Raw genomic sequence first — 22,582 nt, forward strand, 5'->3', positions numbered from 1 at the left:
CGCTTTCTGTACCCTATGATGACAAGAAAAACGCTGATTCTCCGGTGGACGATTTTAGTGTGGTACGTACCTCAGAACGGGCCGCTCTTGAATGCCGTATCGGGACAGGCAAAGTCTTGCTCCTGCTTTCGTGAGCTTCCGCGGATCGCGCGTTGGACCGGGCAAGGCGTTTAGGATAATGAATTCCGTGCTGTTCGACGACCCAGATGACCAGGAGACGATTGCCAGCGTGCTGGTTCCAGTCGCCGTGCCCGGCGCCTACACCTACAGGGTCCCACCCGGAAAGACCGTTGTTCCGGGCACTATCGTCAAGGTGCCGCTCGGCCCGCGCGAGGTGATCGGCGCCGTCTGGGACATCGAGCCCGATGCGGCGATCAACCCGAAGAAGCTCAAGACGATCTCCCGCGTCTACGACACCACGCCTCCACTGGACGATGATCTGCGCCGCTTCGTCGACTGGGTTGCGAACTGGACCCTGGGTGCGCCGGGCATGGTCCTGCGCATGGTCTTGAGATCGGAGGAGGCCCTGGAGCCGGAAGCGCCTTTGCCCGGTGTGCGCCGGATCGAGGGTGCCGAACCGGATCGTTCCACTGCCGCCCGCACCCGGGTGCTGGCAACCATGGAAGACGGCTTCGCCTGGACCAAAAGCGGGCTTGCCCATGCCGCCGGCGTATCGGCCTCGGTGATCGACGGTCTGCTCCATCACAATGTCCTGGAACCTGTCCTGCTGCCAGCGGCCCCGCCGCCGCCGAAACCGCAGCTGGACTATGCCCGCAAAACGCTGACCGCCGCCCAGGAGGCCGCCGTGGCAGGTCTTGTGAAGTGTTTCGACACGGCCTCCGGCAGCGTGAGCCTGATCGACGGGGTAACGGGTTCCGGCAAGACCGAGGTGTATTTCGAAGCGATCGCCGAGGCCCTGCGCCGCGACCGGCAGGCGCTCGTCCTGCTACCGGAAATTTCGCTGACGGAACAGTTTCTGCGCCGCTTCGAACAGCGTTTCGGGGTCTATCCCGCCGAATGGCATTCGGAAATCACGGTGAAGAACCGGTCGCGGGTCTGGCGGGGTGTGGCCTCCGGCGATGTCCGTGTCGTGATCGGAGCGCGTTCCGCATTGTTCCTGCCTTTCAGGGACCTCGGACTGATCATTGTCGACGAGGAGCATGACGCAGCCTTCAAGCAGGACGACCGGGTGCCCTACAGCGCGCGCGATATGGCGGTGGTGCGCGGCCATCTGTCGAAGTTCCCCGTCGTGCTGGCCTCCGCGACACCGTCCGTCGAAAGCCGGGTGAATGCCGATCTCGGCCGATATGAACTCTTTGAATTGCCAGAACGCGCGTCGGGAGCCGATCTGCCGGAGCTGGACGCCATCGACATGCGGATGGACGGGCCGGAACGCGGACGCTGGCTGGCGCCACGGCTTGTCCATGCCGTCAAGGATACGTTTGCGGCCGGCGGTCAGTCGCTTCTGTTTCTCAATCGCCGTGGATACGCGCCGCTGACCCTGTGCCGCACCTGCGGTCACCGCTTTCAGTGCCCCCATTGCAGCGCCTGGCTGGTGGAGCACCGATTCCAGAAGAAACTGGTCTGCCACCATTGCGGCCACTTCGAGAAGGTTCCCGACAAATGCCCGTCCTGTCAGGGCACGGACACGCTGGTGGCCTGCGGACCGGGTGTGGAAAGAATCGCCGAAGAGGTCTCCGACCTTTTTCCGCAGGCGCGCTCGCTGATCCTGTCTTCCGACCTGCCGGGCGGGCCCGAGCGGCTGAAAAGGGAGATGAAGATCGTCGAGGAGGGCGGCGCCGACATTGTCATCGGCACGCAACTGGTCGCCAAGGGGCACAATTTCCCCAAGCTGAAACTGGTCGGTGTTATCGATGCGGATCTGGGATTGGCTCATGGCGATCCGCGCGCGGCGGAAAAGACCTTTCAGCTGCTGGCGCAGGTGACGGGCCGCGCCGGGCGGGTGTCGGGCGGTGGCGTGGGGCTCCTGCAGACCTACTGTGCCGAACATCCGGTCATCCGGGCGCTGTTGTCCGGCGACAAGGCCGCTTTCTACAAGGCGGAGATCGATGCTAGGCGGTCCGCCGGACTGCCGCCTTTCGGACGTCTGGCCGCGGTGGTCGTGTCCGGGCCGGACAAGACCTTCGCCGAAGGCCACGCGCGGGCGCTGGCAAGAGCGGCGCCGGGCGACCAGCCCGTCACTCTGCTGGGCCCCGCGGAGGCCGCCCTTGCCATGGTCCGTGGCAGATACCGTTTCCGCCTTCTGGCAATGGCGCCCCGGCAATTCGATCTGCAGTCCTATCTGCGCAACTGGCTCGCCGGCGGCCCCAAACCGTCGCGGGGGTTGCGGGTCCAGGTGGATATCGATCCGCAACACTTTCTGTGAAGCCCTCCGAAGCGCGGCAGAGAGATACCGTCTAAAGGTTTATGACGCCGGTGAGGCCTTGATCTGCAAGGGTTTTTGGGGACGGACATCAAAAAACACCGACGATTCCGCAACAAAGGTCATTTGGCGAAGTTGCACACTCGGAAACCCTGTGCTAATTGAGGCGCGGCTTTGAGGAGACGGTTTAACCGTCATATCTTCTTGCCTGAAAATCATTCGTTTTTTCAATGCTTTGCGGGCGCTGGCCGTTTTGCGGGCATGAAAGAAGTCAGAGAGCACGGACCTGGTGACTGACAACGTATCTCTCGTATCCGGCGTGGCGCTGCGTTATGCGTCTGCCCTTCTCGACCTCGCAGAGGACGAAGGCCTGACGGCTGACGTTGAGCGGGACCTTACGGCTTTCGAAGGCATGCTTGCCGAAAGCGGAGATCTCGTCCGTCTTGTGAAGAGCCCGGCATTCAGTGCGGAAGAGCAGCTTGCAGCGCTCACCGCCCTGCTCGACAAGTCCGGCATCTCCGGTCTTGCAGCGAATTTCGTGAAGTTGGCCGCCCGTAACCGGCGCCTCTTCGTACTACCAGACATGATCAAGGCGTTCCGCGCCCAGCTTGCTGAAAAGCGGGGCGAGGCGACGGCTGAGGTGGTCTCCGCCAAGGCTCTTTCCGATGAGCATGTCGCTGCCCTCAAGGAGGCCCTCTCGGCTTCCACGGGAAAATCTGTAAACATCGCAGCGAAGGTCGATCCTGCACTGATTGGTGGCCTCGTGGTCAAGGTCGGTTCCCGCATGATCGACACGTCCCTGCGTACCAAGCTCAATTCACTCAAGTTCGCGATGAAAGAGGTCGGCTGATGGATATTCGGGCCGCGGAAATTTCCGCAATCCTCAAGGACCAGATCAAGAGCTTTGGCCAGGAAGCCGAAGTTACCGAGGTCGGTCAGGTGCTCTCCGTCGGTGACGGTATCGCCCGTGTTTATGGTCTGGACAAGGTTCAGGCCGGTGAAATGGTCGAGTTTCCCGGTGGTATCAAGGGCATGGCCCTGAACCTGGAAGCAGACAATGTCGGTGTCGTGATCTTCGGCTCCGACCGTAACATCAAGGAAGGCGACACCGTCAAGCGGACCGGCGCTATCGTGGAAGTTCCGGTCGGCAAGGGTCTGCTCGGCCGTGTTGTCGATCCGCTCGGCAATCCGATCGACGGCAAGGGTCCGATCGAGGCAACCGAAAAACGCCGTGTGGACGTGAAGGCGCCGGGCATCCTGCCGCGCAAATCCGTGCACGAGCCGATGGCGACCGGTCTCAAGGCCATTGACGCACTGATCCCGGTTGGCCGCGGTCAGCGCGAACTGGTGATCGGCGACCGTCAGACCGGCAAGACCGCGATCCTTCTGGACACCTTCCTGAACCAGAAATCGCTGCACGCTTTCGACGACGAAAACGCCAAGCTCTACTGCATCTATGTTGCAATCGGTCAGAAGCGCTCCACCGTTGCCCAGTTCGTCAAGACGCTGGAAGACGCCGGCGCGATGGAATATTCCATCGTTGTTGCCGCGACCGCATCCGACGCCGCTCCGCTCCAGTACCTGGCGCCGTTCGCCGGCTGTGCCATGGGCGAGTTCTTCCGCGACAACTCGATGCATGCCGTGATCGGCTATGACGATCTGACCAAACAGGCCGTTGCCTATCGTCAGATGTCCCTGCTTCTTCGCCGTCCGCCGGGACGTGAAGCATTCCCGGGCGACGTCTTCTACCTGCACTCCCGTCTTCTGGAACGTGCCGCGAAGCTCAACGAGGAAAACGGCAGCGGTTCGCTGACGGCTCTTCCGGTCATCGAAACCCAGGGCAACGACGTTTCCGCGTTTATTCCGACCAACGTGATCTCGATCACCGACGGTCAGATCTTCCTGGAAACCGACCTTTTCTATCAGGGCATCCGTCCGGCCGTGAACGTCGGTCTGTCGGTGTCCCGCGTGGGCTCCTCGGCCCAGATCAAGGCGATGAAACAGGTTGCCGGCCCGATCAAGGGCGAACTGGCGCAGTACCGCGAAATGGCGGCCTTCGCACAGTTCGGCTCCGACCTCGACGCCACTACCCAGCGCCTGCTGAACCGTGGTGCGCGCCTGACCGAACTTCTGAAGCAGCCGCAGTTCTCGCCGCTGAAGACGGAAGAGCAGGTCGCGGTGATCTACGCCGGCGTGAATGGCTACCTGGATACGCAGCCTGTTGACCGGGTGCGCGATTTCGAGGAAGGCCTGCTTCTGTTCCTGCGCGGCGAGCACAAGGAATTGCTCGACGCAATCTGGGAAAAGAAGGCGCTCGACGACGAACTGACGGGCAAGCTGAAAGCCGCCGTCGACAAGTTCGCCAAGAACTTCGTCTAAGGATCACACGCCGGGATAAGGAGCAGGGGCGGCCATGCCGAGCCTGAAGGACTTACGAAACCGCATCGCTTCCGTGAAGGCGACGCAGAAAATCACCAAGGCCATGCAGATGGTGGCCGCGGCGAAGCTGCGTCGTGCTCAGGAAGCCGCGGAGGCCGCGCGCCCTTATGCGGAACGCATGGAAGCGGTGCTGGCCAACCTAGCGGTCGCCTTCGAGGGGCGCGATGACGCTCCGAAGCTGATGTCCGGTACGGGCAATGACCAGGTTCATCTCCTGGTCGTCGCCACCGCCGAACGCGGCCTGTGCGGGGGCTTCAACTCGAATATCGCCAAGCTGGCACGCGACCGGGCACGCAGCCTGATCGCGGCAGGCAAGACGGTCAAGATCATCTGCGTCGGCAAGAAGGGCTACGACGCCCTGAAGCGTGAATTGGGCCATCTGGTGCTCAAGACCATCGATCTGCGCAGCGTGAAGAATGTCGCTTTCTCCAATGCGGACGAAATCGGCCGCGAAGTTCTCGCCATGTACGAAAACGGCGAGTTCGATGTCTGCACGCTGTATTATTCGACCTTCAAGTCGGTGATCGCGCAGGAGCCGACTTCGCAGCAGCTTATCCCGGCTCAATTCGACACGGGAAAAGCCGAAGCGGACGATAGTGCCGTTGCGGTCTACGAATACGAACCTGACGAGGGCGAGATCCTTGCGGATCTGCTGCCGCGTAATATCTCCGTCCAGATTTTCCGGGCGCTCCTGGAAAATGCTGCATCTGAGCAGGGTGCGCGCATGTCCGCAATGGACAATGCGACGCGCAACGCCGGCGAAATGATCGACAAGCTGACGATCACCTACAACCGCCAGCGTCAGGCACAGATTACGACGGAACTGATTGAAATTATCTCGGGCGCTGAAGCGCTCTAACCGGATCGAGACGAGGATTAGGGATATGGCTGACAAAACGGTCGGACGGATCACCCAGGTCATCGGCGCCGTTGTCGACGTCAAGTTCGATGACCACCTGCCGCTGATCCTGAACGCTCTTGAAGTTGACAACCAGGGCAACCGCCTTGTGCTTGAGGTCGCTCAGCACCTTGGTGAGAACACGGTTCGCACCATTGCGATGGACTCCACCGAGGGTCTTGTACGCGGACAGGACGTTGTCGACACCGACGGCCCGATCGCCGTGCCGGTCGGGGACGGAACCCTGGGCCGCATCATGAACGTGATCGGCGAACCGGTGGACGAAGCCGGCGAGATCAAGTTCGAGGAACGCCGCGGCATCCACCAGGAAGCACCGGAATTCGTCGAGCAGTCCACCGAGGCGGAAATCCTCGCAACGGGCATCAAGGTCGTCGACCTGCTGGCACCTTACGCCAAGGGCGGCAAGATCGGCCTGTTCGGCGGCGCCGGCGTGGGCAAGACCGTTCTCATCATGGAACTGATCAACAACGTCGCCAAGGCGCATGGCGGTTACTCCGTTTTTGCCGGCGTCGGCGAACGGACCCGTGAAGGTAACGACCTTTACTGGGAAATGATCGAATCCGGCGTGAACAAGGAAGGCGGCGGAGAAGGCTCCAAGGCGGCCCTGGTTTACGGCCAGATGAACGAGCCTCCCGGAGCCCGCGCACGTGTTGCCCTGACCGGTCTGACCGTTGCGGAACACTTCCGTGACAAGGGCCAGGACGTTCTGTTCTTCGTGGACAACATCTTCCGCTTCACCCAGGCCGGTTCCGAAGTGTCCGCGCTGCTCGGACGTATCCCGTCCGCTGTTGGTTACCAGCCGACGCTGGCCACGGACATGGGCTCGATGCAGGAACGCATCACCACCACCAACAAGGGCTCGATCACGTCCGTGCAGGCCGTTTACGTTCCTGCCGATGACTTGACCGACCCGGCGCCGGCTTCGACCTTCGCCCACCTGGACGCGACCACGGTTCTGAACCGCTCGATCGCTGAAAAAGGTATCTACCCGGCCGTGGATCCTCTGGACTCCACATCCCGTATGCTGGATGCCCGCATCATCGGTGAAGAGCACTACAACACCGCGCGTGCCGTGCAGGTGACATTGCAGCGCTACAAGGCCCTGCAGGACATCATCGCCATCCTGGGCATGGACGAACTGTCTGAAGAAGACAAACTCGCCGTGGCCCGCGCCCGCAAGATCGAGCGCTTCCTGTCCCAGCCGTTCTTCGTGGCTGAAGTCTTCACCGGTTCTCCGGGCAAGCTTGTTGCTCTGGAAGACACCATCAAGGGCTTCAAGGGCCTGGTGGACGGCGATTACGACCACCTGCCGGAAGCGGCTTTCTACATGGTCGGCTCCATCGACGAAGCGATCGAGAAAGCCCAGCGTCTGGCTGCGGAAGCCGCCTAAGATCCTGGAATTGACCGGACGCCCGCAAGGGCGTGCGGTCTGCCACATGCTGGATGGCCCGGCCATCCGAAACAGATCAGGTTGATCGATCTGAAGATGCTAGAGCGTCCCGTCCGCGTTTCGCGCGGCGAGGATGCTCCAGACTGACAAGGAAAATGCCAAATGGCTGAACTTTTCCAGTTTGAGTTGGTCTCGCCGGAGCACCAGCTCCTGTCCGCGCATGTTGCCGAGGTGATCGTTCCGGGAACCGAGGGCGAATTCGGCGTACTGAAGGACCATGCTCCGGTCGTGTCCACCATCAATCCGGGCATTCTGAAGGTCCGTAACGACGATGGCGGCTGGACAGAGTATTTTGTCCGCGGCGGGTTTGCCGAGGTGTCCTCGGGAGTGCTTTCGGTTCTGGCCGAGCAGGCCGTTCCGGTCAGCGAAATCAGCAAGGACCAACTCGATCTGGCTATCCGCAATGCGGAAGAAGACGCCTCCGACGCAAAGGACGATCAAGCCAGGCAAAAGGCTGAAATGACGCTGTCCCAGCTCAGGGATGTCGCGGAAGCCTTGAAGACGGCCTGACGTTTTAGCGTCAACGTTGAAATAACGAAACGCGGTTCGGCGACGGGCCGCGTTTTTCGTTTGAACCGGTTCCGGCGGTGGCCGGGAAGGGCTTACCCGTTGACGATCCGGCAAGAGTCCAGCTCTTCGAAGAACCGAAAGCCGTTGCGCCCGTTTTTCTTCACTTCGTAAAGCGCGATGTCGGCGCGCTTGAAAACCGATCCGGCGTCCTTTGTTTCGCCATTGATGGTGGCGATGCCGATGCTGATGCCGACCGAAACAAGCTGCCCCTGAACCTTGAACGGCGATCGAAGCTGCTCCACGACGCGTCCGGCGATGTCCGAAATGTGGACTTCGGTCGGCCCGGTTCCGCTGAGGATTATGGCGAACTCGTCTCCGCCGAGCCGGGCGACCAGATCGGTGGACCGGACACATTCCTGCAGCCGCTTTGAGACCAGCTTGAGCAATTCGTCGCCGGCATCGTGCCCATAAGTGTCGTTGATCGGTTTGAACTTGTCGAGGTCGAGCAGCATCAGGTTCCCGCTCGTGTCGAGAGCGGCGGCTTTTTCCAGGGACTCTTCCAGCTTCAGGTTGAACTTTGTCCTGTTAGCCAGACCTGTAAGCGGATCATGATGAGCGGCATGAGCGATTTTCTGCGCGGCTCGTTCGTTCAGCGTTATGTCCTCGTGGGTGCCGATCCAGCCGCCGTCGGGCAAGGGGGCCTGAACGGAACTGATTACCTTACCGTCAGGATGCGTTACCTTCGAGTGGACGACTTCACCGGCGGTGAGGCGGGTGAGCAGGTCCATGACGTGATGCTGCACGTTTCCGGTGAACTCGCCCCGTTCTCCTTCGGCCAAGATCAGGTCTGTAATGCTGGCGCCTTCATAGACCTCGGCTTCCGGCCTTCCGAATATGTCGACGTATTGCTTGTTCCACAGCATCAGGTTGCCCCGATTGTCGAAGACACTCACGCCTTGCCGCATGTTGGCAAGAATGACCTCGAGTTCCTCCAGTCGGTGCCGTGCAAGCTGTTCGTTTTTCGCAAGCTGGACTTCCATGCGCTTGCGGTCCGTCACGTCGAAGAAGTTGTAAATCCATCCACCGGTGGGAAGCGGCGTGCTGCGAACCTCCAGAAAGCGGCCGTTCAATGTCTGCCGCTCGTAGTGTCGAGACTTCGGCTTTGCTGTCAGACTGAAGCGTTCCTCCGCCAGTTTTTCCGGCACCCCTGGCCCCAGGTCGCCCCTGTTGGCGCTGAATTTGAGAAATTCAAGAAGATGTGCTTTCCGGTCGATCATATCCTGCGGATAGCCAAGCAGACGCTGAAACTCGGCATTGCTTGATGCCAGTCTGTTGGTCTCGTCGTAATGGGCAAATCCACCGGGGAAATTGTCGAAGATGACCTGCAGGGTTTCCGACTGATGCTTGGTTTCCGTAACATCCGCCAGCGAAACGACAATATCGTCCAGTCCGTATTCGTTCTGGGGGTCGATCGGTTCAGCGTTCAGGCGAAGCCAAATGCAATTGGGATTTTGGGGCAGTTTGAGGCTGGCGATCAGATCCGTGACGACTTGGGGATCACGTGCTGCCAGCACCAGGGGATCGGTGGAGTTGTTGGAATCCGCAAAACTGCATGTGAGTTCAAGGTCGAGATCGGCGACGCATTTGCCGGTCGGATCCGTGTCGCCCAAACCGAGAATTGCCCGCGCCGCCGGGTTGGCTGACCGGATTCGGCCAGACCGGGTAAGAAGCAGGATGCCCTCGGTCAATGCCTCGAGTGTCGTCCTTTGCACGGCCTCCGAGTGCCGGATCGCCTGTTCGGAAAGCTTGCGTTCGGTAATGTTCTGGAAGGCGCCGACAATGCGCGCGACCGACCCGTCCTCCCTGATCGGCCGCCCGACGGACCTGACCCAGATGTGCCGTTTCTTTGCGGTGACCAGCGGCAGCTCAAGGTCCCAGCCGACGTTGTTCTCAATCGCTTCCTGCATGGCCTTGCTGATTTTATTGCTGGCTTCTGTCGGATAAAACGAAGCGGCCGTGCTGATATCGGGGACAAACTCAGGGTCGACTTCGTGAATGTCCCGGGTTTTTTCGGTCCAGGTCAGGATATTGGCGGCAACATCGAACTCCCAGCCGCCAACGCCGGAAAGGTTGGCGATTTCCTCGATGAGTTCAGTTTCGCGAACCGCTTTGCGGCGCGCGAACTCCACAGAGTCGAGAGCTTCCCGTGTCTCGAGCCCCGCCCGGTGGGTCTTGAACAATCCTTCAACGACATCGCCGAGGCGCCGGAGCTGCTTGAGCTGGCCTGGAGTGGGGAGCTGCGGCTGCCGGCCGATGACGCAGAGTGTCCCAAGTCTGTTGAGGCCATCGATGGAAAGTGGGCAGCCTGCGTAAAAGCGAATATGCGGCTCGCCGGTAACGAGCGGGTTTTCCCTGAAGCGTTCGTCTTCAAGTGCATCGGGGACAATGAAAAGGTCATCGGAAAGGATTGTGTGCTGACAGAAGGAGACGTCCCGACTTGTCCCCGCAACATCCAGGCCGCAGCGCGCCTTGAACCACTGCTCTTCTTCGGCAACCAGCGAGATAAGTGCGATGGGACAGTCGAAAATCTCTGCAACGGTCTCGACAACGGAATCGTATTCCTGCAGATGTTCGGAATGGAGAATTTGAAGCGAGTGCAACGCGCTAAGCCGCTTCTTCTCGATTTGTCCCTGCGCGGCGCTCATCTGGCGTAAGGTTCCCAAGTAAATGTAAGATCAACTATTCCGTGTTGAATTTAAAAATTATACACTAAATGGCAAGAAAATATTAAATTTACCCACATGATGTTAGTTCGGTGGATAATTGAGAATAGAGAAAGATAAATAGAAATCTGTACTGAATAGGTATTTGTTGCGATATAAAAATAATTTGTTCTCGCATAAATCCAGAAGTGTTTTCCTGTATCTTGTAGGAGTTGAAAGCCCGGAGCGTGTCGCATTCAAGTGGGATCTTGGTTTCAGCAAGACGCGCGAGGCAGCGTTCCCTGGTAAATGCATTCGAGGGGGGATCTTCTGAATTCAATTTAACGCGGTATGCGGCAGCTCTGGAGCCTCGGTGCCTGTCGTTCAGGCAACAAAAAACCCGGTCGTGAGACCGGGTTCAAGGCTCGTGGCGCTGCCGCGAAATATCTGCTTTTTTTCAAGCAGCTGTTGTTTTTAGGCGGCCCGGCGGAAGGACAGGCTCATGCCGCCACCGGAGCGGCTGCGACGGCGTTCTTCCGGCGGGATGTACACAATGGCACTGTGTTCGGTGCAATAGGACACACCGGCCTCAACGCGCGTCGAGCACGGAAAGATGTAGTTGCCAGCATCACCTTCCGCCCATTTGCAGCAGCCCGGACGCGGGAGAGACATGTCAGCCATTTCGTATTTCCTTTATTCTTGTACCAAGCAGCAAAAACGCTCGAGCATCCTTGTGAAAGGATCCGAACAGCTTTTGACGGGAATCGGATGTAATCGGCGCTCGGGACGTCATCCGTTGTCCAACCCTGTAGGGTGCTCTGCAGCAAGCGCAGGGCTTACATAAGCGGCATGTCACAAAAATGCAATAGAATAGCTTGAATTTCCGGCCTGCGTTTCATGCATAGCGGGTTAACGGACCTTAAGATATGGCCTCCGGAAACGATGCTTTCACACACCTGTCCGGCGACAAGAATCCGTGTCGTGACCTGGGGGGCTTGCTGGCTCTTCTTTGTCGGGTCGATGCCTGAAAGATTCATCTTATCAAGCCTCAACCTATCCGGATCAGCCTGAGTGCTGTGGCAGTGTCCCTCCGGCTTTCAGCAAGGCCTCGGGGGTATCCAGATCCAGTCTCGCAGCCGGGCCGATCTCGACCTCCCTGACGACATCCGGATTGTCGGCAATGATGTGTCTGGCGCCGATATCCCCGTTCAGGGATGACAGCGCCTCGAAGAAACTTTTGTCCCAGAGAACCGGATTGCCGCGCTTGCCGTCGGCCGTGGCTGTGACGATCAGGCCCGGATCGCTCTGCCGGTAGGCCGCGATGAGCCGCTGCAGGATATCCACGTCGATCCGCGGCATATCGCCGAGCAGAATGATGACCGCGTCTGTTTCGCGGGAAAGCGCCTTCATGCCGGCACGGATGGAAGCGGCCATCCCGTCCGCGAAGTCCGGGTTGTGCGCGACTTCGAGCGTCAGGTCGGTCACAGCACTGCCGACCGCGTCCGCAAGATGTCCCGTGACCAGCACAACCTGGGACAGCCCTGCGCCGGTGGCGGCTTCGGCGACATGGCGGACAAGCGGTTTGCCCTCAAGTTCCGCAAGAAGCTTGTTCGGCCCGCCCATCCGCGACGACTTGCCCGCCGCCAGGACAATTGCCGCGATCTTCGATTTACGGCCCTGGATCGCGGCAGCGCGCGGCTGAGGACGGCTGGCGATTTCCATCAGAAGGCCTCCAACACCCATTGCGGTAATATCGTCCGGACTGACATCGAGCCCTGCGAGAAGCCGGTCGAGTATCCAGTCGAAGCCGTTCTCTTTCGGGCTGCGGGCACAGCCCGGCGCCCCCAGGACCGGCAGGCCGTCAAGCGCTCCGAGCATCAGGAGGTTGCCCGGGTCGACCGGCATTCCCAGCTGCCGCACTTGTCCGCCCGCGAAGTCCAGAGCTGCGGGCAGGACATCGTCACGATCGACGATGGCCGACGCGCCGAACAGGATCAGGAAGTCCGCGCCCTCGCGCACCAGTTCGGCCATCGCGCCGGCAACCGCGTCCCGGGTATGCGGAACCCGCTTCTCTGCGATGACACTGCTGCCGCTTGGCCGCAGGCGGTTCTCCAGAACCCGGCGTGTCTTGTCCAGCGTGGTGGCTTTCACATGCGGCAGCTCGGTCGCGACCAGTCCCACCTTGTGCTGTTTGAAGGCGGCAACGCGTACTGCGCCTCGGAGAGCCTCGGCCGCGGACTCCACCAGCTCTCCGGCGACGGCAAAGGAAATGATCTTGGCAGTCGCCACCATGCGCCCTGCGGTGACCCTGCTGTGGTTCGCCAGCGTCGCGAAGGTGATGGCCGGATCGATCCGGTTGGCCGCGGTCACCGCGTCGGGATCGATCACGAGAACGCCGCTGGCCGCCGCGTAAAGGTTTACCCGTCCGGTGAAGGCGGTGTCTTCTTCCAGTCCTGGTCCTGCCGCCCCCAGGGCAAGGCGCCTCGCCGCCTCGTCCTCGCCGATGTCACCGGGATCCAGAGAGGCCACCACCACTTGCGCCTGTCCGGCTGCCGCGAGGTCGGCGCAGTCCGCTCCTGTAAGGATATGGCCCTTCTTGAGCGTTCTGTCCGCCAGCCTGGTCTTGTGCGCGAGAATGCACCCGGCGGCCTCTTCAGGCGGGCGGGGGCCGAATTTCATGCCGAGGCCTCCGGTCCCTTGCGAAGCGCCTGGATGATGGAGCCAAGCACGGCAACCGCGATTTCCTGCGGCGACGCGGCACCGATATCAAGACCGATCGGGGCGTCGATCCGTTTGAAAAGTGCGGCATCGAGGCCCGCAGCCTCGAACCGTTCCAGGCGTTTGCTGTGGGTTTTGCGGCTGCCGAGCGCGCCGACATAAAAGCATCCGGTCCTGAGCGCTTCCATAAGAGGAAAATCATCGATTTTCGGATCGTGGGTCACGGCGGCAAGGGCGGTATAGGCATCCAGGGGAGCGTCCTTGAGCACGTCTTCAGGCCATTCGTCTCTCAGCGTGCTTCCCGGAAATCTTTCCCCGGTGGCAAAAGCCGTGCGCGGATCGATCACCGTGACATCCAGCCCGGCGATCTCCGCCATGGGCACGAGCGCCTGGCTGATATGTACGGCGCCGATAATCACCAGCCGGGGTGCGGGCACGGAGACGGTCAGAAAGACATCGCCGCCTTGCGTCGGGACTGTTCCGGATTTTCCGGACCGGAAGCGCTTGCGCAATTCATCCGCCAGCGGATCGGAGGAAAGATCGTCTTCAGCGCGCACAAGCCTCTGGTTGCCGTCCTGAAGGCTGGTCACCAGGATCGCCGCGCGGCGGGTGGAGCGAAGGTCATTCAGGTCCGTGAGAAGCGTAAGGTCCATGGGTCAGGTGCGGTCCGTTGCCAGTTTCACGCCGAGGCCGCACAGCAGGGAGCCGCCCAGCCAGCGGGTCAGATCCTGGTACCTTGAGTTTCTGGTCAGGCGCTTTTTCACCTCCGATGCAAACAGGACCGTCACCAGATCCGCGGACGTGAAGGCGAAATTGACGAAGGTCCCCAGGATCAGGAACTGCACCCAGATCGGCAGGCCCGTGCCCGGACTGACGAATTGCGGCAGAAAGGCAATGAAGAAGATCGCGACCTTGGGGTTGAGGATTTCAACCACAACACTGTCGACGAAGGCCCTACGGGTCGACTTTTGCGGCAGCTCCGGTAGCGGACCGGCGCTCACCCGGGTGCGGATCATCTGGATGCCGAGAAAGATCAGATAAAGGCCGCCCACCAGTTTCAGCGCGAAATAAAGCGTCGGCACCACGGTGAAAATCGCCGACAATCCGAAGGCGGCCGCAATGACATGAACGTAACAGCCCAGGTGAATTCCGGCGGCGGCCATGAACCCGGCCCGCTGACCGCGCGATATCGTCTGGGCGGCGGTGTAGAGAAGCGCCGGCCCCGGCATATAGGCAAACAGCAGGGTCGCGGCGAGAAAGGCGAGGAACGCTTCGGGTGTCATGACTTCAAAATCCGGAATCAGCTGACGGGTTCGACATAAACGCGGATACGGCCGCCGCAGGACAGGCCGACCTGCCACGCGGTTTCGTCTGCGACGCCGAATTCAAGAGTCGCGGGTTTGCCGGTTTCGATGACGTCGAGCGCTTCGGAGACCACGGCGCCTTCCACGCAGCCGCCGGAAACTGAGCCCTCGAAATTGCCGTCGGAATCGATCACCAGATGGGAGCCGACCGGACGCGGCGCGGAGCCCCAGGTCTCGATCACGGTCGCAAGCGCGACGGATCGGCCTGAACCGGTCCAGGCTTCCGCCGTTCTGAGCACATCCGCCAAGGGCGAGGTATCGGTGGCAGGCATATGGAATGTCCTTTTGCGTCGAACCCAATATAGACTGTTTCGGCCCCGATGAAATACCGGTGTGCGGTGAAGGTGCTGGGATCTGCTGTAGGCTCCTGTCGCAGACACTGCCATCGAAACCGCCGCTGCAAAAAAGAAACGGCGCCTGCTGCCACAGGCGCCGTCCAGGAGGGCGGTGATCGATGGGGCCTTTATTCCGCCGCGAGCCTCAGGGCCGGGGCGGCGCTGAGAACCGCGCCGTCCACGTGAGCCTCAAAGGCTTCGAAGTTACTCACGAACATCTGCACCAGTTTCGCAGCCTGCGCGTCGTAGGCGTCCTTGTCGCTCCAGGTTTCCCGGGGTGTGAGGATTCTGTCCTCCACACCTTCAACCGCGACCGGAACCTCGAAGCCGAAATTCGCGTCGGTGCGGAACTCCGCCTGTTTCAGGCTGCCGGAGAGGGCTGCCTGCAACAGGGTGCGGGTGGCCTTGATCGGCATGCGCTGTCCGATGCCGTAAGCGCCGCCGGTCCAACCGGTATTGACCAGCCAGCAATCCACATTGTGGCGGGCGATCAGGTCTTTCAGAAGGTTGCCGTAATCGGAAGGATGCCTCGGCAGGAATGGTGCTCCGAAGCAGGTCGAGAATGTCGCCTGCGGTTCGGTGACACCTTTTTCCGTGCCGGCCACCTTGGCTGTATAACCGGACAGGAAGTGATACATGGCCTGGGCGGGTGTCAGGCGGGCGATCGGCGGCATGACACCGAACGCGTCGGCCGTCAGCATGATGATGGTTTTCGGCATCGGCGCGCGGCCGGTGGGGCTGGCGTTGGAGATGAAGTGGATCGGATAGGCCGCGCGGGTGTTCTCGGTCTTCGAACCGTCGTCGAAATCCGGAACCCGGTTTTCATCCAGAACTACATTTTCAAGCACCGTTCCGAAGCGTTGCGTCGTGGAGTAGATCTCCGGTTCGGCCTCAGCCGACAGCTTGATGGTTTTCGCATAGCAGCCGCCTTCGAAGTTGAAGACGCCGCTTTCACCCCAGCCGTGTTCGTCATCGCCGATCAGCGTACGGTCCGGATCTGCGGAAAGGGTTGTCTTGCCCGTGCCCGACAGGCCGAAGAAGATCGCCGTGTCGCCGCCCTCGCCCACATTGGCGGAGCAGTGCATGGGCATCACGCCCTTGGCCGGCAGCAGATGGTTGAGCATCGTGAATACGGATTTTTTCATTTCCCCCGCATAGGAACTGCCACCGATCAGGATGATTTTCCGTGTCAGGTCGCAGGCGATCACCGTTTCTGTGCGGCAACCGTGGCGCTCGGGGTCACCCTTGAAGCTGGGCAGGTCGACGATGGTCATTTCCGGGACGAAGTTGGCCAGCTCACCGGTTTCCGGCCGCAACAGCAGATTGCGGATGAACAATGAATGCCAGGCATATTCCGTATAGACGCGCACCGGCAGCCGGTGTGCCGGATCAGCGCCACCGTAAAGATCCTGCGCGAACAGTTCCCGGCCTTCGGCATGGTCCAGGAAATCGCCGAGCAGCAGGTCGAACTGATCCCGGGAGATCTGTCCGTTGTTGTCCCACCAGACCGTGTCCCTGGTCTCGTCGTCGAGAACGACGAACTTGTCCTTTGGAGAACGGCCGGTATGAACGCCGGTTTCGGCGACGAGGGCGCCTCCGGATGTGATCTGGGATTCGCCGCGGGAAACGGAATACTCGTAAAGCACAGGCGCGTGCTGGTTCCAGTAGAGCGCCTTCAGACCCTTGAAGCCGAAGGTTTCGCAGCCATTGGAGGGATTTCTGACACCTGTTTCTTGCATTGTTCCCGCAGTCCTCGTGATCTGGGCATGTTGCCGTCGAAGAATGGCAAGAAGTGCGAAAGTCAATTCTCGCCAGACCCGGCTGTAAGGGCTGCGACCGTAGTGGAATGGCAGAAGGGCAGCAAGACATCTGAAGGTGCTATGTCCTTGTTTAATCGATTAAAATATGATGTCCTGCATCAGTTGTTTAATTTGGATATCGAACTAAATGGCGACATCTTCGCAATGTTCGATTTGTCCGGAAAACCGAAAGAGAATGCGTTTGAAGCGCAAGTCTCATGGCGCGCGGCGGGGGCAAAACCGAGAATGAAAGAGCCCATTCCCGGAATCGAACAGGCGCGGCCGGGCAGGCGCCGGGTTTCAAATCGGCAGATCATGGCCTGTGGGTGGTCTGAAAGCTGAGGCGACTTTTCGTGGAAGCGCCTCTGGACCGCGTTGAACGGATCTGGCCGGTCTCTTGAAATTTCCCGGAACGATCCCCACCATGCAGGCAGTGTACCCGCCATTCCCGCTCCGGAGTATCGGAAATGGCAGATTGCCTTAATTTATGCGCATTTAGCAGGCCAAACGCTCTATGTTACAGTCAAGCCGATGCGTGCCATCGGTGCGTTGCCGGAAATGGAAAAATACAGCATGCCGACAATTGCCCTGGTCGACGACGACCGCAACATTTTGACTTCGGTGTCCATCGCTCTGGAAGCCGAAGGATATCGCGTTCAGACTTATACGGACGGAACCTCGGCCCTCGACGGGCTGCAGAGCGATCCGCCGGAACTTGCTATTTTCGATATCAAGATGCCGCGCATGGACGGTATGGAACTGCTGCGCCGTCTGCGTCAGAACTCGGATCTTCCGGTGATCTTCCTGACCTCGAAAGACGACGAGATCGACGAACTGTTCGGCCTGAAAATGGGCGCGGACGATTTCATCCGCAAACCCTTCTCCCAGCGGCTTCTTGTCGAGCGGGTCCGTGCAGTGTTGCGCAGGGCGCAGCCGAAGGACGCTTCCGCACCGCGCGACGATGCGGACAAGCTGCTCGAGCGCGGCCAACTGGTCATGGACCAGGAGCGTCACACCTGCACCTGGAACAACAAGCCGGTGACGTTGACGGTAACCGAATTCCTTATTCTTTCCGCCCTTGCGCAGCGCCCGGGCGTCGTGAAAAGCCGGAATGCCCTTATGGATGCGGCTTATGACGATCAGGTCTATGTGGATGACCGGACCATCGACAGCCATATCAAGCGCCTGCGGAAAAAGTTCAAGGTGGTTGACGACGACTTCGACATGATCGAAACCCTTTATGGTGTTGGCTACCGCTTCCGGGAGGCTTGAGTCGGCCAGAAGCGGTCAGCCAGAAGCGGCCAGAAGGTGTAGTCCGATCGGACCGAAGCATTTGATGAGGGAAAACCGGCCCACCGGCATCGTGGCACCGCTTGCCCTCGTGGTGGGGTAAATGGCGGTTGAAAGCGAGAGCGCCGAGGCAGTTGCGGCTTCCGAACCCGCGAGCGGTTCGGAACGCTCCCGCTTGCGCCGTCTCGGCAACAAGCGCATCCGCCGCCGGCTTCTGAACCAGTTCGGACGCATCTTCGGCACCTATGTCCTGTCTTCCCTGACGCGTCGGATCATTGCGATCAACCTTGTGGGTCTGCTCGCCCTGGTGATCGGCATCCTCTACCTGAACCAGTTCCGGGCCGGTCTCATTGACGCGCGCGTGCAAAGTCTTCTGACACAGGGCGAGATTATCGCGGGTGCGATTGCCGCCTCGGCGACAGTCGATACGGGGACGATCACGGTGGATCCCGAGCGTCTGCTTCAGTTGCAGGCCGGCGAGAGCATCACTCCGACGGGCGACGATCTGGACAGTCTCGATTTTCCGATCAATCCGGAACGTGTCGGCCCGGTTCTGCGCCGCCTGATCTCGCCGACCAAGACGCGTGCGCGGATCTACGATCCGGAAGGCATTCTGATCCTTGATTCCCGCCATCTTTATTCAAGTGCCCAGATCCTGCGCTTCGATCTGCCGCCGCCCAATGCGGTGGAGGAGGATTTTTGGGATACGCTCTGGCAATGGACCAAACGCTGGCTGCGGCAGGGCGATCTGCCGCTTTATCAGGAAGCCGGCGGCGGCGACGGGCGGGTCTATCCGGAGGTCGAGGCGGCGCTTGCCGGATCGCCCGCCAGTGTTACCAGGATTTCCCCGCGCGGCGAGCTGATCGTATCTGTTGCCGTGCCGATCCAGAGGTTCAGAGCGGTACTCGGCTCGCTGCTTCTGTCCACCCAGGGTGGCGATATCGACGCCATCGTGCGGGCCGAACGCATAGCGATCATCCGGGTGTTCCTGTTCGCTGCAACGGTGACGATCCTCCTGTCAATCCTGCTTGCCGGCACGATTGCCGGGCCCGTCAGACGCCTGGCAGCCGCGGCCGACCGGGTGCGGCGCGGCTCGACCTCGCGCGAGGAAATTCCCGATTTTTCCGACCGTCAGGACGAGATCGGCCATCTGGCGCGCTCCTTCCGCGAGATGACCCACGCGCTTTACAACAAGATCGACGCGATCGAACAGTTCGCGGCGGATGTCGCGCATGAATTGAAAAATCCGCTGACCTCGCTGCGCAGCGCGGTGGAAACCCTGCCTGTTGCGAAGTCGCAGGAGTCGAAGGACCGGTTGATGGAGGTGATCCAGCACGATGTCCGTCGGCTTGATCGGCTGATCAGCGACATTTCGGATGCCTCCCGCCTCGATGCGGAACTGGCCCGGATCCAGGCCGAACCGCTCGATCTGGCCGAATTTCTGCGCAACATGGTGGCCGACTCCAATCAGAGGGCCGGCGCCGGAGAAGCCAATGTCAAGTTGACGGTCGCCGATGCTCCGGGAGCCAGGCCCTATCTGGTCCAGGGGCACGACATCCGGCTTGGTCAGGTGATCAGCAATCTGTTCGACAACGCCCGGTCCTTTTCGTCCGCCGACGGGACCGTCCGGGCGGATCTTGCCCGTGAGGGCCGGCAGATCAAGATCACGGTCGATGACGACGGTCCCGGTATCCGGGCCGAGAACACGGAACGCATCTTCGAGCGTTTTTATACGGACCGTCCCGACGGAGAAGGCTTCGGCAATAATTCCGGCCTCGGTCTGTCGATCTCCCGACAGATCATCGAAGCCCATGGCGGAACAATTGTGGCGACCAATCGTCTGGAACCGGGTGACGGCGAAAAGCGTGAGGTCGCCGGCGCCAGATTCATCATTTATCTGCCTGCCGGAACTGGCAAGTGACCGGTCAGAGCATTCATGCGAACTGCGTGATTGTCGGCACCTTTGGCATGCTGATCCGCGGCGCGGCGGGAAGCGGCAAATCCCTTCTTTCCGAAACCCTGATCGAAACGGCGCGGGCCAAGGGCAACTTTGCCTCGCTGGTAGCCGATGACCGTGTCTTGTTGCGCGCGCAGGGGAGCCGGCTTCTGGCGCGGTCACCCGAGACGATAAGGGGCAGGATCGAGATCCGCGGTTTCGCGCTTGAGGAAATGGCGCACGAGCCGGAGGCGCATGTTCGTCTGGTCGTCGATCTGAGGCCACTGGAGACTTTGGACCGGCTGCCGGAAACGGCGATTGCGCAGGAGCATCTGGAAGGTGTTCTCGTCGCGTTGATGACTTCTCCCTCAAATCGTCCCGACATCAGCTTGCGGCAGGTCCGCTGGGCCTTGCGCAAGCTTTTTCCCGGAAGTCCGGACTACATTTGAGAGCGTCCGGGTCTTTTTTGCTTGCAAGTGACGGAACGGTTGAAGAGAGTGCTTCTGACTGATAAACGCCCGGCTCCGTCAAGAGAGCTTAACGCACTCCAGATCGACCGGTTTCTTGCGAAACCACGTGAAAGCGGAAATGTCGATCGATGTTTTAATGTTGGAGCCTCTCTTCTGCGTTCCGCTGAATGCAGGATGCTCTAGGATCAGGTCAAAAGACGTATGATTGGACTAGTACTTGTTACCCACGGACGCCTCGCTGAGGAATTCAAGGCGGCGCTGGAGCATGTCGTCGGTCCGCAAGATCAGGTCGAAACCATTTCAATCGGACCGGATGACGACATGGAGCAGCGCCGGCAGGATATTCTGGCCGCCGTCGAAGCTGCCAACACGGGCAAGGGCGTGGTGCTGCTGACCGACATGTTCGGCGGCACGCCTTCCAACCTTGCCATCTCCGTGATGGACGGCAAATCCGTGGAAGTGGTGGCGGGCGTCAATCTGCCCATGCTGATCAAGCTCGCCAGCGTCCGCGCCGACCGGGAACTGGCCGACGCCGTGGATGAAGCCCGCCAGGCAGGACAGAAATATATTTCTGTCGCAAGCCAGGTGCTTTCGGGACAGAACTAATACGAATATGACCACTGCAGCCCTGCTTGAAAGAAACCTGACGATTGTCAACCGGCGCGGGCTTCACGCCCGGGCCTCCGCCAAACTGGTAAAACTCGTTGAGACATTCGACGCCGAGGTTCATGTTTCCAAGGACGGCCAGACGGTTGGCGGGACATCGATCATGGGTCTGATGATGCTCGCGGCCAGTCCGGGGTGCTGTATCCAGGTTTGTGTGAGTGGAACGGACGCGGAAGTGGCGATGAGCGCGATTTCAGAGCTTGTCGAAAGCGGATTTGGCGAGACGGACTGAGTTCGGCGGAGTCGTTCGACTTGCCTCGGGTCTGCCCGCCCTTCGGTGCGGTTTGTACCAGTTGCAGGAGCGCGCATGGCGGACAGTTCAATCGATACCACCCGGACCGTTCTCGCTCATGTTCATGAGGTTCTGGGGGCGGACTTCGCCTTTGAACTGGCTGACGGAACGCTGATACCGCCGGACGCACCTCGCGAGGGTCTGCGTCTATTCGTGTCCGATGTCGCCCTGCCGAGTCTCCTGCGCGCGCCCGGACTGAAAACCGTCATTGATCTTTACGCGGCCGGGGACATCGATCCGCGTGGCGGCACAATCTTCGATTTCGCCGACAGGCGGCCGGCGGTGAAAGGCCGGACGCTCTTCAAAAAACTCGACAAGCGCCTTTTGCTTGGTGCGGCCTGGAAGCTTTTCTTCGCGCCGCGCGGCGCGAAATCGCCAATTGGCGCGCTGGACAGCAAGAGCTCTGCCGCAGGGGCCGGCAGCGGCAAGGCGGATATCGCCTTTCACTATGATGTATCCAACAGTTTCTACCGGCTCTTTCTAGATCCGGAAATGCTCTACACCTGCGCCTATTTTCGTGACTGGGAAAACGACCTGGCAACGGCGCAGCGCGACAAGCTGGAGATGATCTGCCGAAAGCTCAGACTGAAGCCCGGCGACCGGCTTCTCGACATCGGCTGCGGTTGGGGCGCTCTTATCTGTTATGCGGCGGAACATTACGGTGTCACCGCGATTGGGGTGACCCTCGCCGAGGAACAGGCGAAACTGGCCCGTGAGCGCATTCGGGAGCGGGGCCTGGAAGACAGGGTCAGCGTGGAGCTGAAGGACTACCGGGAACTGGACGGTCAGTTCGACAGGATCTCCTCCATCGGCATGTTTGAGCATGTCGGCCTGGACAATCACGAAGATTATTACCGTCATGTCCGGCGCCTCTTGAAACCGCGCGGGCTGTATCTTCATCATGCCATCACCCGGCGCGGCAAAAAGGACTTCGCGAAGTTCCGCCGCAAGAGGCCCGAGTACCGGACCCTGGTGCGCTATATCTTTCCAGGCGGCGAGGTGGACCACATCGGTTGGACGCTGACCAATCTCGAGGCGCATGGTTTCGAGGTCCACGATGTTGAGGCTTGGCGGGAGCACTATGCCCGCACCACCCGCCTTTGGGCCGAGAATCTCCTGGCGGCGAAAGACACAGCCATCGCCGAGGTCGGGGAGCGGAAATACCGTCTCTGGCTGGCCTATCTGTGCGGCGTGTCACTTGGTTTCCGGCGTGGCACCATCTGCATCTTCCAGACAGTCGCCTCCCGGCGCACCAAGGGCCCCTCCGGCATGCCGCCCTCGAGGGATGACCTCTACCGGCCATAAAGCG

Annotated in this window: 20 protein-coding genes; 13 read left to right on the plus strand and 7 right to left on the minus strand. The window is 60.4% G+C overall.

Features of this window, described 5'->3' with window-relative positions:
- The first annotated feature begins 187 nt into the window (after window positions 1–187).
- The 6 genes from OA90_RS07750 (at window position 188) to OA90_RS07775 (ending at window position 7,701) form a co-directional block, all read left to right on the plus strand.
- The gene (locus tag OA90_RS07750) at window positions 188–2,386 is read left to right on the plus strand and encodes a primosomal protein N' (RefSeq protein ID WP_068409251.1); all 2,199 of its coding nucleotides are present in this window, start codon (window positions 188–190) and stop codon (window positions 2,384–2,386) included.
- 283 nt (window positions 2,387–2,669) lie between these two features.
- Window positions 2,670–3,233 carry a F0F1 ATP synthase subunit delta gene (locus OA90_RS07755; protein WP_156510420.1) on the plus strand — a complete coding sequence of 188 codons (564 nt, stop codon included), beginning with the start codon at window positions 2,670–2,672 and terminating at the stop codon, window positions 3,231–3,233.
- Window positions 3,233–4,762: a F0F1 ATP synthase subunit alpha gene (gene atpA / locus OA90_RS07760; RefSeq protein ID WP_068409107.1), complete on the plus strand. Its 1,530-nt coding sequence runs from the start codon at window positions 3,233–3,235 to the stop codon at window positions 4,760–4,762. Before OA90_RS07755 ends, atpA begins: the two co-directional genes overlap by 1 nt.
- A gap of 34 nt (window positions 4,763–4,796) precedes the next feature.
- Window positions 4,797–5,681 carry a F0F1 ATP synthase subunit gamma gene (locus OA90_RS07765; RefSeq protein ID WP_068409108.1) on the plus strand — a complete coding sequence of 295 codons (885 nt, stop codon included), beginning with the start codon at window positions 4,797–4,799 and terminating at the stop codon, window positions 5,679–5,681.
- Window positions 5,682–5,697: 16 nt separating this feature from the next.
- Window positions 5,698–7,131, plus strand: a complete 1,434-nt coding sequence (atpD, locus tag OA90_RS07770) for a F0F1 ATP synthase subunit beta (protein WP_208986033.1) — start codon at window positions 5,698–5,700, stop codon at window positions 7,129–7,131.
- A gap of 162 nt (window positions 7,132–7,293) precedes the next feature.
- The gene (locus tag OA90_RS07775) at window positions 7,294–7,701 is read left to right on the plus strand and encodes a F0F1 ATP synthase subunit epsilon (RefSeq protein WP_068409112.1); all 408 of its coding nucleotides are present in this window, start codon (window positions 7,294–7,296) and stop codon (window positions 7,699–7,701) included.
- Between the two features lie 92 nt (window positions 7,702–7,793).
- On the opposite strand, the gene OA90_RS07780 is transcribed toward OA90_RS07775, so the two are convergent.
- The 7 genes from OA90_RS07780 to OA90_RS07810 form a co-directional block, all read right to left on the minus strand.
- Window positions 7,794–10,406, minus strand: coding sequence for a PAS-domain containing protein (locus tag OA90_RS07780; RefSeq protein ID WP_068409114.1), 2,613 nt, complete (start codon window positions 10,404–10,406; stop codon window positions 7,794–7,796).
- Between the two features lie 471 nt (window positions 10,407–10,877).
- Entirely contained in the window at window positions 10,878–11,084 is a 207-nt protein-coding gene (locus tag OA90_RS07785; RefSeq protein ID WP_068409120.1) for a hypothetical protein, read from the minus strand.
- A 381-nt stretch (window positions 11,085–11,465) separates the two neighbouring features.
- Complete coding sequence (locus tag OA90_RS07790; protein ID WP_068409122.1) at window positions 11,466–13,082, minus strand: molybdopterin-binding/glycosyltransferase family 2 protein; 1,617 nt, start codon at window positions 13,080–13,082, stop codon at window positions 11,466–11,468.
- The gene (locus tag OA90_RS07795; RefSeq protein WP_068409124.1) at window positions 13,079–13,774 is read right to left on the minus strand and encodes an XdhC family protein; all 696 of its coding nucleotides are present in this window, start codon (window positions 13,772–13,774) and stop codon (window positions 13,079–13,081) included. Before OA90_RS07795 ends, OA90_RS07790 begins: the two co-directional genes overlap by 4 nt.
- 3 nt (window positions 13,775–13,777) lie before the next feature.
- Complete coding sequence (locus tag OA90_RS07800; protein WP_068409126.1) at window positions 13,778–14,404, minus strand: LysE family translocator; 627 nt, start codon at window positions 14,402–14,404, stop codon at window positions 13,778–13,780.
- 17 nt (window positions 14,405–14,421) lie between these two features.
- Entirely contained in the window at window positions 14,422–14,757 is a 336-nt protein-coding gene (locus OA90_RS07805) for an XdhC family protein (protein ID WP_068409128.1), read from the minus strand.
- Between the two features lie 191 nt (window positions 14,758–14,948).
- Window positions 14,949–16,559 carry a phosphoenolpyruvate carboxykinase gene (locus OA90_RS07810; protein ID WP_068409130.1) on the minus strand — a complete coding sequence of 537 codons (1,611 nt, stop codon included), beginning with the start codon at window positions 16,557–16,559 and terminating at the stop codon, window positions 14,949–14,951.
- Window positions 16,560–16,586: 27 nt separating this feature from the next.
- Between OA90_RS07810 and OA90_RS07815 the strand changes: the two genes are divergently transcribed.
- From OA90_RS07815 to OA90_RS07845, 7 genes are all read left to right on the plus strand, one after another.
- Window positions 16,587–16,961, plus strand: a complete 375-nt coding sequence (locus OA90_RS07815; protein WP_156510421.1) for a hypothetical protein — start codon at window positions 16,587–16,589, stop codon at window positions 16,959–16,961.
- A gap of 231 nt (window positions 16,962–17,192) precedes the next feature.
- Complete coding sequence (locus OA90_RS07820; protein WP_068409253.1) at window positions 17,193–17,891, plus strand: response regulator transcription factor; 699 nt, start codon at window positions 17,193–17,195, stop codon at window positions 17,889–17,891.
- 121 nt (window positions 17,892–18,012) lie between these two features.
- Window positions 18,013–19,830 (plus strand): sensor histidine kinase, encoded by a 1,818-nt coding sequence (locus OA90_RS07825; protein ID WP_068409134.1) that lies wholly within the window; start codon window positions 18,013–18,015, stop codon window positions 19,828–19,830.
- Window positions 19,827–20,294, plus strand: a complete 468-nt coding sequence (locus OA90_RS07830) for an aldolase (protein ID WP_068409136.1) — start codon at window positions 19,827–19,829, stop codon at window positions 20,292–20,294. Before OA90_RS07825 ends, OA90_RS07830 begins: the two co-directional genes overlap by 4 nt.
- Window positions 20,295–20,516: 222 nt before the next feature.
- Entirely contained in the window at window positions 20,517–20,921 is a 405-nt protein-coding gene (locus tag OA90_RS07835; protein WP_068409138.1) for a PTS sugar transporter subunit IIA, read from the plus strand.
- A 7-nt stretch (window positions 20,922–20,928) separates the two neighbouring features.
- Entirely contained in the window at window positions 20,929–21,213 is a 285-nt protein-coding gene (locus OA90_RS07840) for an HPr family phosphocarrier protein (RefSeq protein WP_068409139.1), read from the plus strand.
- 75 nt (window positions 21,214–21,288) lie between these two features.
- The gene (locus tag OA90_RS07845; RefSeq protein WP_068409141.1) at window positions 21,289–22,578 is read left to right on the plus strand and encodes a cyclopropane-fatty-acyl-phospholipid synthase family protein; all 1,290 of its coding nucleotides are present in this window, start codon (window positions 21,289–21,291) and stop codon (window positions 22,576–22,578) included.
- Window positions 22,579–22,582: the final 4 nt, after the last annotated feature.

The organism is Labrenzia sp. OB1 (assembly GCF_001624695.1).
Lineage (GTDB): Bacteria > Pseudomonadota > Alphaproteobacteria > Rhizobiales > Stappiaceae > Roseibium.